Source organism: Bradyrhizobium oligotrophicum S58, assembly GCF_000344805.1.
Taxonomy (GTDB): Bacteria; Pseudomonadota; Alphaproteobacteria; order Rhizobiales; family Xanthobacteraceae; genus Bradyrhizobium; species Bradyrhizobium oligotrophicum.
This window is the reverse complement of record NC_020453.1, coordinates 2,326,144-2,339,906: the sequence shown is the minus strand read 5'-3', so window position 1 is coordinate 2,339,906 and position 13,763 is coordinate 2,326,144. Positions and strand designations below refer to the sequence as shown.

The 13,763-nt window shown below is 65.7% G+C and carries 13 protein-coding genes and 1 other RNA gene; 2 read left to right on the top strand and 12 right to left on the bottom strand.

What is annotated here, in order from left to right:
• Nucleotides 1-3: 3 nt before the first annotated feature.
• Nucleotides 4-1,407 (bottom strand): MFS transporter, encoded by a 1,404-nt coding sequence (locus tag S58_RS09990; RefSeq protein ID WP_015665168.1) that lies wholly within the window; start codon nt 1,405-1,407, stop codon nt 4-6.
• Between the two features lie 106 nt (nt 1,408-1,513).
• Here S58_RS09990 and S58_RS09985 point away from each other — a divergent pair, with 106 nt between their 5' ends.
• Nucleotides 1,514-2,500, top strand: coding sequence for a LysR substrate-binding domain-containing protein (locus S58_RS09985; RefSeq protein ID WP_015665167.1), 987 nt, complete (start codon nt 1,514-1,516; stop codon nt 2,498-2,500).
• 770 nt (nt 2,501-3,270) lie between these two features.
• On the opposite strand, the gene S58_RS09980 is transcribed toward S58_RS09985, so the two are convergent.
• From S58_RS09980 to S58_RS09930, 11 genes are all read right to left on the bottom strand, one after another.
• Complete coding sequence (locus S58_RS09980; protein ID WP_015665166.1) at nt 3,271-4,773, bottom strand: Do family serine endopeptidase; 1,503 nt, start codon at nt 4,771-4,773, stop codon at nt 3,271-3,273.
• Nucleotides 4,774-5,001: 228 nt separating this feature from the next.
• The gene (locus S58_RS09975; RefSeq protein ID WP_008960820.1) at nt 5,002-5,208 is read right to left on the bottom strand and encodes a DUF2065 domain-containing protein; all 207 of its coding nucleotides are present in this window, start codon (nt 5,206-5,208) and stop codon (nt 5,002-5,004) included.
• A 132-nt stretch (nt 5,209-5,340) separates the two neighbouring features.
• A complete protein-coding gene (hflC, locus tag S58_RS09970; RefSeq protein WP_015665165.1) occupies nt 5,341-6,279 on the bottom strand; it encodes a protease modulator HflC in 939 nt (312 codons plus the stop codon).
• Nucleotides 6,276-7,409 carry an FtsH protease activity modulator HflK gene (hflK, locus tag S58_RS09965; RefSeq protein WP_015665164.1) on the bottom strand — a complete coding sequence of 378 codons (1,134 nt, stop codon included), beginning with the start codon at nt 7,407-7,409 and terminating at the stop codon, nt 6,276-6,278. The genes hflC and hflK overlap by 4 nt, the downstream gene beginning before the upstream one ends.
• Nucleotides 7,410-7,659: 250 nt before the next feature.
• Nucleotides 7,660-8,172 carry a dihydrofolate reductase gene (locus tag S58_RS09960; RefSeq protein WP_015665163.1) on the bottom strand — a complete coding sequence of 171 codons (513 nt, stop codon included), beginning with the start codon at nt 8,170-8,172 and terminating at the stop codon, nt 7,660-7,662.
• Nucleotides 8,169-8,654, bottom strand: a complete 486-nt coding sequence (locus tag S58_RS09955) for a GNAT family N-acetyltransferase (protein WP_015665162.1) — start codon at nt 8,652-8,654, stop codon at nt 8,169-8,171. The genes S58_RS09960 and S58_RS09955 overlap by 4 nt, the downstream gene beginning before the upstream one ends.
• A gap of 3 nt (nt 8,655-8,657) precedes the next feature.
• The gene (locus S58_RS09950) at nt 8,658-9,452 is read right to left on the bottom strand and encodes a thymidylate synthase (RefSeq protein ID WP_015665161.1); all 795 of its coding nucleotides are present in this window, start codon (nt 9,450-9,452) and stop codon (nt 8,658-8,660) included.
• 131 nt (nt 9,453-9,583) lie between these two features.
• Nucleotides 9,584-11,095 (bottom strand): tripartite tricarboxylate transporter permease, encoded by a 1,512-nt coding sequence (locus S58_RS09945; protein ID WP_015665160.1) that lies wholly within the window; start codon nt 11,093-11,095, stop codon nt 9,584-9,586.
• Nucleotides 11,096-11,102: 7 nt separating this feature from the next.
• Nucleotides 11,103-11,882 (bottom strand): tripartite tricarboxylate transporter TctB family protein, encoded by a 780-nt coding sequence (locus tag S58_RS09940; protein ID WP_042339135.1) that lies wholly within the window; start codon nt 11,880-11,882, stop codon nt 11,103-11,105.
• A 99-nt stretch (nt 11,883-11,981) separates the two neighbouring features.
• The gene (locus S58_RS09935; RefSeq protein ID WP_015665158.1) at nt 11,982-12,515 is read right to left on the bottom strand and encodes a chromate transporter; all 534 of its coding nucleotides are present in this window, start codon (nt 12,513-12,515) and stop codon (nt 11,982-11,984) included.
• A complete protein-coding gene (locus S58_RS09930; RefSeq protein WP_042339133.1) occupies nt 12,512-13,108 on the bottom strand; it encodes a chromate transporter in 597 nt (198 codons plus the stop codon). Before S58_RS09930 ends, S58_RS09935 begins: the two co-directional genes overlap by 4 nt.
• A 94-nt stretch (nt 13,109-13,202) precedes the next feature.
• On the opposite strand from S58_RS09930, the gene ssrA reads away from it, so the two are divergent.
• Nucleotides 13,203-13,571, top strand: a transfer-messenger RNA (tmRNA) gene (gene ssrA / locus S58_RS35990).
• Nucleotides 13,572-13,763: the final 192 nt, after the last annotated feature.

Here is a 13,763-nt window from a genome sequence, read left to right as displayed (position 1 = left end):
CCATCACGCCACTTGCTGCTGCTTCTCCGCGCCGGTCCGCACGACCGGGGCCGGAGGCAGCAGCAGGAGTGCCGACAGGCCGGCCGCGGTGCAGACCGACGCAGCAAGCAGAAAGACCCACGCGTAGTCCAGGACTGCGCCTGACCTTCCCAGAACCGCGCCGAGCACGGCAATGCCGATCGCAAAGCCGGCTTGGCGCATGATCACCGTCACCGCCGCCGCCATCGCGGCGTGATCTGCCGGCACCAGCGCAACGACCGCTCCCGACAGCTGAGGATGGGCCAGCGCGGCCCCCAGCCCGATCACCCCCATTGCGACGCGCACGAGCCACGACTGCAGCCCCGGATCGGGTGCAGCCAGCGCGCCGACGAAGACGAGATTGCCCACAGCCATGATGGCGAGCGCGACGCTGAAATGCCGTCGCCATCCCCACCAGATGACCAGCTTCGCACCAATCGGCGGCACGACGAGCATCGGCAGGGTCGCCGCGAGCATCGCAAATCCGCATTCAGCCACGGTCCAGCCGAACGTCGTCCCGAGAAAGCCCGGCAGGTAGACCAGGATGGCCCAATAGCCGAGCGACACCGCATTCAACAGCAGCGCGACCGCGACCATCGCGCGGTTGGCGAAAATGGCAGGGTCGAAGATCGGCTGCGCGCGGCGCTGCTGCTGCCAAACGAACATCGCCAGCAAGAGCGCAGCAAGGACACAGCCGGCAACCATGCGAAATCGCCCATCGACGTGCAGCAGCGTGGTGACGAGCACACACAGCGCGGCGCTGAGGAGGCCCATGCCGACGTAGTCCAGCGAGTGCTGCGCCGAACGACGCGTCTCCGGAACGAGCCGGGGAATGCTCAATGCGGCCAGCAGGCACGCCGGCAGATTGGCCAGGAATATCCAGCGCCAGCCGAGCCATCCGGAGATCGCGCCTCCAAGGCTCGGCCCGAGCGCCATCGCGATGCCTGAGACGACGCCGAGGCACGCCAAGGCGCGGCTGCGCGCACCCGCCTGCGGGTACAGTCCCGCGATGAGCGCGATGCCACCCGTCATCACGAAGGCCGCCCCGACTCCCTGCAGACCCCGCGCGAGCCCCAGGGTCAGACCATCGCCCGCCAAAGCGCACGCCACGGATGCCGCGGCAAACACGAGATTGCCGCCCAGCATCGCCCGCCGGCGGCCAAAGCCATCGGCGAGACCACCGGCCACCACGAGCGCCGCCGTGAAGGCCAGACTGTATGCGTCCATCATCCAGGCTTGGCCGGCGATCCCTAGTCGAAGCTCGGTTGCGATCGTGGGCAAAGCGACAACCACCGCCGTCACATCGAAATTCGTGAGGAACGCTGCCAGGCTCACGGCGACCGCCGGCCACATCGACGGCTGGATCTCGCTGTCAGCGTCGAGCAGCACTGAACGCTCAGTCCGCATTGAACGGCCTCACTCATGATCGGCGACGCCTCAGGAATGAACGACCTGCCCATTCACGTCAGCATGAATCTCCTTCATAGTTGGGCGCATGCGATCGCTTCCCCCGTTTGATGGCCTCGTCGCCTTCGAGGCCGCCGCGCGTCACCGCAGCATGACGCTGGCGGCCACCGAGCTTGGATTGACGCAGAGCGCGGTGAGCCACCGCCTGCGCAAGCTCGAAACCTATCTCGGTGCCAAACTGTTCAATCACCGCAGCGGCACCGGGCTGTCGCCGACGACGGCCGGCGCGTCGCTGCTCACGGACATCGTGAGTCTCCTCGATGAGATGGCGACGCTGCGCGCACGGTACCGCGCAGAAGCGCAGCCCGCCGTGCTGAAGGTCGGCGTCGGCGCAGCGCTGTCGCACCACTGGCTGGTGCGACGCCTCCCCGGCTTCATGTCGAAGCATCCTAAGGTCGGCGTCGAACTCGTCGTCGCCGAAAGCGAAGCCCAGGCGCGCGCCGCCGATGTCGATCTTCAGGTGCTGTGGCTCCCGAAGGCGACGGCGCGCGCGAGCTCGACACAAAGGTTGCTGTTCAGGGAGCAGGTCTTCCCGGTCGCCATGCCGCGGTTGTTGCGGCGCGGCCGCCCGCTTCACACCGTGCGCCAGCTCGCCAACCTTCCGATCATCCACAAGGGACGCGCCGGGCGCGATGATGGCGCGGAATGGTCTTGGCCCGTATGGTTCGAGCGACTCGGGCTGGGAACGGAGGCTCCGGCCGGAATGCGGGTCGATACGATCAGCTTGGCGCTGGCTGCGGCAATCGAGGGCGTCGGAGTAGCACTGGGACGGTCGCTGCTCGTGCACGACGCGCTGACGGAGCGCCGCTTGACCCGGGTGCTTTCGGCAGACTGGGACATGCCGTCCAGCAAGGTGCATGTCATTCGCTGGCCGGCCATCCTGGGCACCGACGCGCGCGTCAGACTGTTCGCGAACTGGCTCGCCCGCGAAGCAGCGATGCTGTCCGACCGCGAGCAAAGTGCGGGCATGGATTCTGATAAAAATAAATCTATTGCTATTTTACAGAAACCATGATTGTCTATGCGCATCCCGCCTCACTGCGGAGGGGCGTTGCGCGCGATCGTCACGACACGCGAGGTGGGGATGCGATGGCCGCGGGAGATCGCAGCGTCTTCTCACGAGGGCGCGGACGAACGATCGCTTGCGGACGTGAAGTCGCAGCGTCCTGATACCCCGACGCTGGTATCAACTCGACGCAATGCTAGCGCATTGCGCTGGGGATGGTGGCCAACAAGCCCGGCGCACCAGGGAGACTGCGTATAAGCGTGAAGACCGTCGCGCAGGGAATGCCGGTGATCGGCACCACCTGTGGTACCTGCCGCCTGCATTTTTTTTCGCAGGCGGGCCATGGGTGAGGCCTTCACCCGGCATTCCCTGCGCCCTCTGCATTCTCGCGAGGGACGAACTGATCGCAGACCTCGGGCATCACTTGCCGCGAGACCGCGCTGCTATGTCCCTGATTGATCGTTAAGCTGTTTGAAGCGTGAATCCATCCTCCCCTGCTCTGTCGTCCCGGACAAGCCGTGACGCGCGAGAGCGATGCGTGTGGAAGCAGGTCCGTAGCCCGGATGAGCGTCAGCCGAAGCTCGCAGAGCGAAGGCGAAAGCGATATCCGGGATCATCGCCGGCGGTTCGGACGAACCCGTATGTCGCTATCGCTCGTCCGGGCTACGGGACTATTAGTTACCGTCATTGCGAGGAGCGAAGCGAAGAAGCAATCCAGAGCCGAGGACGTGACTCTGGATTGCTTCGCTTCGCTCGCAATGACGGATGATGGTGCCGCCCTACTGCAAACTCAGCGCGACGAAGCGCAGCTCGCCGTCGGCGTTGGAGACGAGCAGCAGCACCGACTTCTTGCCGTCCTTCTTGAGCTGGTCGACGCGCTTCTTGATGTCGACGCCCGAGGTCACCGCCTCCTGCGCGACCTCGACGATGACGTCGCCGGCCGACAGCCGCTTCTCGGCGGCGTCGGAGGCCTGATCGACGCCGGTGACGACGACACCCTTGACGCTGTCCTTGATCTTGTAGCGCGTGCGCAGATCCTTCGACAGCGCAGCGAGATCGAGCCCGAGCGCCTTCTGGGTCTGAGGCTTCTCGGCCGGCTCGTCCTTCTTGATCGCCGCCTGCTGGACCTTCTCGTTGTCCTCGAGACGGCCGAGCTTGACCTTGAGCGTCTGCTCCTGGCCCTTGCGGATGACGATGATTTCGACCTCCTTGCCGACGGCGGTATCGGCGACCATGCGCGACAGGTCCTTCGGCTCCTTGATGTCGTGACCGTCGAACTTGACGACGACGTCGCCGGGCTCGATGCCGGCGGGCTTGGCCGGGCCCTTGTCGTCGACGCCGGCGACCAGCGCGCCGCGCGCCGGCTTGATGTTGAGGCTCTCGGCGATCTCGTCGGTAACGCCCTGGATGCGGACGCCGAGCCACCCGCGGCGCAGCTCGCCAAACTGGCGCAGCTGGTCGACGACGCCGGCGACGGTTTTCGACGGCACCGCGAAGCCGATGCCGATCGAGCCGCCGGACGGCGAGATGATCAGCGTGTTGACGCCGATGACCTCGCCCTCGAGATTGAACAGCGGGCCGCCCGAATTGCCGCGATTGATGGCGGCGTCGGTCTGGATGTAGCTGTCATAGGGGCCCGAGGAGATGTCGCGGTTCTTGGCCGAGACAATGCCGGCGGTCACCGTGCCACCGAGGCTGAACGGGTTGCCGATCGCGACCACCCAGTCGCCGAGCCGGAGCTTGTCGGAGTCACCGAACTTGACGACGGTCAGCTGCCGCGGCGGCTTGAACTTGAGCACCGCGAGGTCGGTCTTCTTGTCGACGCCGACGAGCTCGGCCTTGATCTTGGTGCCGTCGTTGAGGATCACGTTGATCTCGTCGGCATCGGCGATGACGTGGTTGTTGGTGACCACGACGCCGGAATCGTCGACGATGAAGCCGGAGCCCAGCGAGTTGGTGCGGCGTGGCGAGTTGTCGGCACCACCGCGGCCGCCCGGACCGCCGCGGCGGTTCTTGAAGAAGTCGTCGAAGAACTCCTCGAACGGCGAGCCCGGCGGCACCTGCGGATTGGCGCCGCGGTTCTCCGAGGAGCCACCCTTGGCCTCGACGGTCTGCGAGGTCGAGATGTTGACGACGGCGTCGATCACCTTCTCGGCGACGTCGGCGATCCCCTCGGGTCCCCGCGCCGAGGCCGGCGCCGGCGCGAGCGCCCAGCCGGCGGCAAGAACGGCCGCAGCCAGAATCGGACGCAGGCGACGGCTGAGAGCAAGGGTTGCAGTCATCAGGCGGATCTCCAGAAAGTCGGCAAAATTCGATCGGTACAGTGCGCAGGAACCGGGCCACGACGCAAGCATGCCGGCCAGGGCGCCGAATTCATCATTGAAGGCGACCTAATACGGCAAAATGGCGCGGCTATCGCCTCACAATGGCGTTGGCCGGGCGGCGGAACGTAATGGCCGAGGCTAGCCGGGGTCCCGTGACGCCAGGGCGCTGCGACAGAGGTGGCCGGCTCAGATCGGGCGCCGGATGACCCAGATCAGGACCAAGCCCGCCACCGCCGAGCCGATCCCGACCGCCCGCAGCACATTGTCGGGCGTGGTCATTGCCGTCTTCATCGCTCGCCGCATCCACTCCGGGCTTGCTGCGAACATCAGGCCCTCGAGCACGAACAGGATACCTAATCCGATGAGGAAATCGGAAAACGCAATGGACCTCATCGGACCCGGACCTCCCGTTCGACCTTCTTGATATCAGACGGGGCGAAGCAACGGCTTCGCCCCGTCGGTGTCAACTCTTTCTTCGCCGGGATCAGCCACGCCGGACGAAGATCAGACGGCATCAGGGCTTGATCAGGGCTTGGGAGCCTGCGCCGCGGCCGCCGTCGCGTTGGATGCCGATGACGGCGTCTCCGTGCCCACCTTCCCCGAGGGGTTGGAGAAGTAACGGAAGAACTCCGAATCGGGCCGCAGCAGGAAGCGTGTCTCGCCGGACTTCAGGCCGTTCTCATACGCCGTCATCGAACGGTAGAAGGCGAAGAAGTCGCGGTCCTTGCCATAGGCCTCAGCGAACAGCCGGTTGCGTTCGGCATCGCCGGAGCCGCGGGTCTGTTCCGCTTGAGAGTTGGCCTCAGCCACGATCACGGTCGCCTCACGATCAGCCTTGGATTTGATCTCCTGAGCCTTCTGGCCGCCCAGCGCACGGAATTCAGCGGCTTCGCGCTGCCGCTCGCTGTTCATGCGGTCGTAAACCGCTTGGCTGTTGGCCTCCGGCAGATCGGCGCGGCGGATGCGGACGTCGACCACCTGGATGCCGTAGGCATCGGCCTCCTTGTCGAGCTGGTCGCGGATCTTGCGCATCAAGGTTTCACGCTCGTCGCGCACCACCTGGGTGAACGTGACCTCGCCGAGCACGCGACGCAGGGCGGCGTTGAGCAGGGTGCCGAGCTGGACGTTGGCATTCTGGATCGTGCCGGCTCGCTGGTAGAACTGCAGCGCGTTCTTGATCCGGTAGCGGGCGAAGGCGTCGACCACGAGGCGCTTCTGGTCGAACGCGATGACCTCCTGCGAGGGGTTTTCGAGGTCGAGGATGCGCTTGTCGATCGAAATCACGTTGTCGATGAACGGCGCCTTGACGTTCAGGCCCGGCTCGGTGACGACGTCGACCGGCTTGCCGAACCGCACGACGAGCGCCTGCTCCGTCTGCGCCACGGTGAACAGCGAGCTGTAGCCGATGACGACCAGCGCGAGGGCGATGACCAGCGCGACGATGCCTGTGACGGGGGACCTCATCGGACGCCTCCCTGCTGCGCGGTGCTCGGGGCAGCCTGGCGGCGCGGCGCGAGATCGCCGAGCGGAAGCAGCGGCACGGGACCGCCGCCGGGCCCGCTGTCGAGCACGAGCTTCTCGGATCCCGAGAGCACGCGTTCCATCGTTTCGAGATAGATGCGTTCGCGGGTCACGTCGGGCGCCTTCTTGTACTCGTCATAGACCTTCAGGAAGCGCGCGCTCTGGCCCTTGGCCTCGGCGATCGCCTGCTCCTTGTAGCCTTCGGCGACCTGCAGGATCTGAGCGGCCCGGCCGCGTGCGTCGGGGACCACCTTGTTGGCGTAGGTCTGGGCCTCGTTCTGCGCCTTCTCCAGATCGGCTCGCGCCGCCTGCACGTCGCGGAACGCCGCGATCACCTGCGCCGGAGGGTCGACCTTCTGCATCTGCACATTGTCGACCTGGATGCCCGAGCCGTAGGTATCGAGCGTCTTCTGCATCAGCTCGAGCACGCTCTGCTCGATCTGGGTGCGGGCGCCGGTCAGCACCGGCTGGATGTTGGAGCGCCCGATCACCTCGCGCATCGCGCTCTCGGCCACCGCCTTCACGGTGCCCTCGGGATTCTGGATGTTGAACAGGAAGTCGGCCGCGCCCTTCGGCTTGATGCGCCACAGCACGGTGACGTCGACGTCGACGATGTTCTCGTCGCCGGTCAGCATCAGGCTCTCCTCGGGCACGTCGCGCCCGCCGCGGCCGCGCCGGCCGGGATCGTCATTGGCGGTGAAGCCGATCGAGATCGAGTTGACGCGCAGCGCCTTGGGCAGCAGCACGGTCTCGATCGGATAAGGCAGGTGGTAGCGCAGGCCGGGCTGCTCGTCGCGGACATATTTGCCGAAGCGCAGGACGACGCCGAGCTCCTCGGACTGCACCCGGTAGAAGCCGGACAGCAGCCAGATCGCAACCGCCCCGAGCACGATCAGCATGACACCGGCGGCGCCGAAGCCGCCACCGGGAATGAACTGCTGCAACCGGTCCTGGCCGCGCCGCAGAAGATCTTCGAGGTCGGGTGGCCTTGGACCGACCGGTTGCGGCCCCGAGCCCCAGGGCCCCTTCGGACCCGGACCCCACGGGCCTCCGCCCTGATTCTTCCACGCCATCGATCGATCTCCTCCGAGAGGCTGATAGTGTACAAACGCCGGCCCCCGACAGTGGCCGGTTTATAAGGGACGGCCACGCCCCTTACAATGTAGCGCTCCAGCTAAGCCCGAACCGGGTTTTGTCAATGTAAACAGCGGCCGAAGCGCTGGTTTGCCGCGGTCCGGACGGACCGGAGCGGCCCGACGACGCGACTTCATCATTAACGGAGGGTCTTGAAGTGGCCGCCGCGTCCGTCCGCGGGCACGACGTTCACCGTTTCCGGCGATAGGTGACGTAGGAATATTCGGCCTGATCGTCCGGACCCGAGGCATGGCGCTCGCGCGCCACCTCTTCCCATTGTGCGGGGTCGATCGACGGAAAGAGGGTGTTGCCCGGCGGGCTCGCATGCACCTCGGTGATCTCCAGCCGGTCGGCCGAAGGCATCGTCGCCGCATAGATCTCGGCGCCGCCGACGATGGCGATCTCCGCGGCTGAACGCCGCAGCGCATCACCACGGGCGATCACGAGCGCCTCGTCGACCGAGTGCGTCACGATCGCACCGGGCGCGCGAAACTCGGCGTCGCGCGTGACCACGATGTTGGTGCGGCCCGGCAGCGGCCGGCGCGGAAACGAGATGAAGGTCTTGCGGCCCATCACGATCGGCCGTCCCATCGTCATCGCCTTGAAGCGCTGGACATCGCTCTTCTGCCGCCACGGAATCGCGTTCTCAGCACCGATCACGCCATTATCGGCGATCGCGACGATCAGAACGGTCTCAATCATGGCGCCCTCTCCGCAAGCCGGGCCAGCGCAGCGTCCGTCACCTTGCACGGCGTCCACTCGTCCATCAGCTCAGCACCGAGCGATTTGTAGAACGTGATGGAAGGCGCATTCCAGTCGAGCACCGACCATTGCAGCCGCGCCCAGCCTTTGTCGATGCAGGTGCGTGCGAGATGGCCGAGCAGCGCCTGACCGAGGCCGTTGCGGCGGAAGGCGGGGCGCACGAACAGGTCCTCGATATAGAGGCCGGGCTTTCCAGCGAAGGTGGAGAAGTTGACGAACCAGACCGCAAAGCCGGCGACCTCGCCGTCCCACTCGGCGATGTCGCAAAACAGCATCGGATGGTCGCAGAACAGCGCGGTCGCGATGTCAGCCTCGCTCGCGGCGACCTCGTGCGCGAGCTTCTCGTAGTCGGCGAGCTCGTTGATCAGTGCGAATACGACGCCGATGTCGTCGCGGCAGGCGCGGCGGATGGACAGAGACATGCGCTACACCGCGACCGCGGCCTTGATATGCGGATGCGGATCGTAGCCGGCGAGCGTAAAATCCTCGTAGCGAAAACCGAAAATGTCCGTCACGTCCGGATTGAGCGTCATGGTCGGCAGCGACCGCGGCGCGCGGCTCAGCTGCAGCCGCGCCTGCTCGATGTGGTTGGAATAAAGGTGCACGTCGCCGAACGAATGCACGAACTCGCCGGGCTTCAGGCCGGTCACCTGCGCCACCATCATCGTCAGCAGCGCATAGGAGGCGATATTGAAGGGCACGCCGAGGAAGACGTCGGCCGAGCGCTGATAGAGCTGGCACGACAGCTTTCCGTTCACGACGTAGAACTGGAACAGGCAGTGGCACGGCGGCAGCGCCATCTTCTCGACGTCGGCCGGATTCCACGCCGTGACGATCAGCCGGCGCGAGTCCGGATTGCGCTTGATCATGTCGATCACGTTCGCGATCTGGTCGATGTGGCCGCCATCCCGCGTCGGCCACGAGCGCCACTGATAACCGTAGACGGGGCCGAGATCGCCTTTGGCATCGGCCCATTCGTCCCAGATCGTGACGCCGTTGTCGTGCAGATATCCGATGTTGGTGTCGCCCTTCAGGAACCACAGCAGCTCATGCACGATCGCCTTCAGCGGCAGCCGCTTGGTGGTCAGAAGCGGAAAGCCGGCGGCCAGGTTGAAGCGCATCTGGTGGCCGAACACCGACAGCGTGCCGGTGCCGGTGCGGTCGTGCTTCTCCGCGCCGTCGGCCAGGATGCGTTCGAGCAGGTCGTGATATTGGTGCATGACGGATGCTTGCCGTTGAAAGCGCAAGCTGTAGCGGAGGAGCAGCTCCTCCGACACAACATTCAGGTGATTATACCCAGGAAGCTGGCTTCTGTCGAAGCCGGTTCGGGAACGGAAACAAAAGTTCCCCCCTACCCCTCGACGAACACCTCGTCGCGCTTGCGGCGCAGCGCCGGCAGCACAGCCAGGACCAGCAGGGCGGCCGCGATCGCCAGCAAAGTGGCCGAGAGCGGGCGCGTGAGGAAGACCGACCAGTCGCCGCGCGAGATCTGCAAGGTGCGGCGCAGGTTCTCCTCCATCAGCGTGCCCAGCACCATCCCGAGCAGCAGCGGCGCCGGCTCGAAATCGTGCTTGATCAGCCAGTAGCCGAACAGGCCGAAGGCGCCGGCCAGGATGACGTCGACCGGCGCATTGTTGATCGAGTAGATGCCGATGGCGCAGAACACCACGATCGAGGGGAACATCAGCCGGTACGGCACGCGGAGCAGCCGCACCCAGATGCCGACCAGCGGCAGGTTGATGATGATCAGCATCAGATTGCCGATCCACATCGACGCGATCATGCCCCAGACCAGATCCGGCTGCTTCTGCATCACCTGCGGCCCGGGCTGGATGCCGTGAATGGTCATCGCGCCGACCATCAGCGCCATCACCGCGTTCGGCGGGATGCCCAGCGTCAGCAGCGGAATGAAGGAGGTCTGTGCCGCGGCGTTGTTGGCGCTCTCCGGCGCCGCGACGCCCTCGATCGCACCGCGGCCGAAACGCGACGGATCGCGCGCGATCTTCTTCTCGAACGTATAGGCGGCGAAGGAGGCGATCACGGCGCCGCCGCCCGGCAGGATGCCGAGAATGGAGCCGAGAATGGTGCCGCGAACGATCGCCGGCGCGGAGTCGCGGAGGTCTTTGCGCGTCGGCATCAGCCCCGTGATCTTCTGCTGCACCAGCTCGCGATCGGCTTCGGCGCCGCCGTCGAGATTGCGGATGATCTCGGCGAAGCCGAACACGCCCATCGCCACGGTGGCGAAGCCGAGCCCATCGGCGAGTTCGGGGATGTTGAAGGCCATGCGCGAGGCGCCGGTCTCGAGGTCCGCGCCGACCATCGACAGCAGCAGGCCGAGCGCGATCATCGCCACCGCTTTGAGCACGCTGCCCTTGGCAAGCACGACCGCGAAGATCAGGCCGAGCACCATCAGCGAGAAATACTCGGCCGGCCCAAACAGCAGCGCGAGCTTCGTCAGAGGCGCACCGAGCACTGCGATCAGCACGGTCGCAACGCAGCCGGCGAAGAACGAGCCGATCGCCGCGATCGACAGCGCCGGACCCGCGCGCCCCTGCTTGGCCATCTGGAAGCCGTCCAGCGTGGTGACGACCGAGGTCGCCTCCCCCGGGATGTTGACGAGGATCGACGTGGTCGAGCCGCCATATTGCGCGCCGTAATAGATGCCGGCGAGCATGATCAGCGCGCCGACCGGCGGCAGGCCGAAGGTGATCGGCAGCAGCATGGCAACGGTCGCGATGGTTCCGATGCCGGGCAGCACACCGACCAGCGTGCCGACGAGCGCACCGACCAGGCAGAGCAGCAGGTTGATCGGGCTGAGGGCGACGCTGAAGCCGAGCACGAGATTCTGAAACAGATCGAACATGCCGGCCTCACTGCACCAGGAAACGCGGGAACAACGGCATCGGCAGGCCGAGCACGTAGGGGAACAGCAGCGCACAGCCGAGCGTCAGGACGACGCCGACGATCAGCGTCTCGCCCCAGCGTGTTTCCGACGTTCCGAGCGCGGCGATCAGAAAAGCCGCGAGCGCAGCGACGATCAGCCCCAAGGGGCGGATCGCCACGGCAAATGTCAGGATGGCGAGGGAAACGAAGAACGGCCCGCGCCAGTGATAGACCTGAAGCGCCGGCCCCTCGGTCACCAGACCGATCACGGCGACGGCAGCCCCCATTGCCAACAGCAGCACGCCGAGCATGCGCGGCGCGGTCCCCGGGCCGAACGTGAATCCGCGCATGCCGGACAGATCGCTCGCGGCCCACAACGCGAACAGCGCGATCGCCATCAGCGCCACGCCGCCGAAATAATCCTGCGGAGCGCGCGGCCGCGCGAGAAAGGTGAACACCGCGATGGCAATGAGCGGGTAGGTGTAGATCAGCGCGAGCAGCGCATCCGATCGGAGCGTGACCTTGCCGCCATCAGCCCACTGGCCCAGCAGCATCGGCAAGGATTCGACCAGGGCGGCGCCATGCGCCGCCACGACCTGCAGCGGCGAACGCGCCGAAACCGCTGCGACGAGGCCGACGAGTGAGATGGCGAGTTCGACGAGTTGCGGGGCGAAGGCAAGGAGCAGAATGATCGATGCGCCAGTCACGTTGCGTGCGGCCGGCACACTGGCCGTCCCGCCCGACAACTGGCCCGTGGTGTCGGCCATGCCTTGCCCTCCCCAATCGGCCTTGGCGGCCGACATTGTTCTCGTTCGCTGGCCCGGAGCGGTCTCCGGCCAACCGTACTCTTTGCCTAGCGACTTTACCTACAGAAGGCCAGCAAAACCGAGGCAACCTCCTGCGGCCAAGAGCCAGAGCGGATTGACCCGCGTGATCGATGCAACGGCAGCGGCAACCACCGTCAACAGGAATGCCGGCCACGTCCGGTCCGAGGCCTGCACCAGGATCAATGCGCTCGCCGCCATCAAGCCGATCGAGAGCGGGACCAGCGAGGCCTGCAGTACAGCGGGCCAGCGCGCGTCGCGCACATTCGACAGCCACCGGCTGACGACATAGGCGAGCGCTGCCGTCGGGCCGCACATCGCGACAGTGGCGGCCGCCGCACCGGCGACGCCTGCGACGGAATAGCCGATCAAAGTGACGATCAGAACGTTGGGCCCGGGCGACAATTGCGCGATCGCAAAGGCATCCGCAAACTGCTTGTCGGTCATCCAATGTCGAACGTCGACAGCAATGCGATGGAGCTCCGGAATCGCGGCATTCGCGCCGCCAATCGCAAACAACGAGATCAGCGCAAACGTCCAGAACAGCTGAAACAGCGGATTGTCGTCACCGCTCATCGCGCCCACCGCAGCTTTGCGTAGGTGACGGCAAGGCTGAGCGGCACCGCCGCCAACAACACTGCAGGCAGCGGCAGGCGCGCCAGCCCGATCGCGGCGAAAACGGCGAGCATGACCATGAGCCCGAGAACGTCGCGCTTCTTCAGCAGCGGCGACATCATGCGGAACACGGCCGAGGCCAGCAGGCCGACCGCCACGCATGACACGCCGGCCAGCACGCGCCTCAGCGCATCGACCTGCCCGAAATGACCGTAGATGGCCGCCAAGCCGGTCACCAGCAGCGTCGGCGGGCCGAGTAGACCCGCAAAGGCCGCGAGCCCGCCGGCAATGCCGCGCAGCCGCGAACCGAACACCAGCGACAAATTGACGATATTCGGCCCCGGCATGAAGTGGCAGAGCGCAAAGGTCTCGTTGAATTCCTCCGCCGTCATCCAGCGGTGCTCCTCGACGATCGCGCGCCGGGCGAACACCAGCACGCCGCCGAAGCCGGACAGCGACATTTTCGCAAATGCGAAGAAGAGCGTGCGAAGGCTGGGCGGGTGTTTGGCGATGTCGGCCGTCACGGGAGCGGCCGGCGCGGTCTCGGCGGTCATGCCGCACTCTAGGAGCACAAATTCGCGGCTGCCAAGGTCGAACGACAGGTTCCCCGCCACAGCCCACATTTTTGTCGCGGTCAAAAGCCTCTGCGCTCTGTGCATCCGCCGGCGGGCGGCCTATATAGGGGGTGCCGGCTTGCCGGCTATGGAAATAAATCGCCGTCGAAATAAACCATTCGGACCCGGGGGCGGTACCCGGCGCCTCCACCAAAGCCCGCGGTCAGACTTGATGTTTGGCGCGGGTTTTGGCGGGGGCGAAATAGGATCGACGAGGGCGTAAAGGGCGAGCTTTTTCCCGGTATTGTTCCGCCGTTATCGGGCTACTGCAATAGTTGCCAACGACAACTTTGCTCCGGTTGCTCAGGCTGCGTAACGCAGTTTGAAAGACCACCTTAAAGTCCTAACGGGTTAAGCTCCGTTAGGCGGGGTTCGGAGGCACCTGGCAACAGAAGCCTCCACTTTCACCCGCACCGGTTTCCTTCTGCCCCCTCTTTTCGCACCCTCCCCGTTCATTCCTTGACATCCGGACTTCCGCGGGCTTGTGCGCGTTCCCATATGTCGGACCGGCTTGGCTGCTGACCTCGGCGCCCGGCCGGGGTACGATGTGCCGAATGCGAGTCGGGACTGCTGCTGCCCACCAGGCGCGGCGATC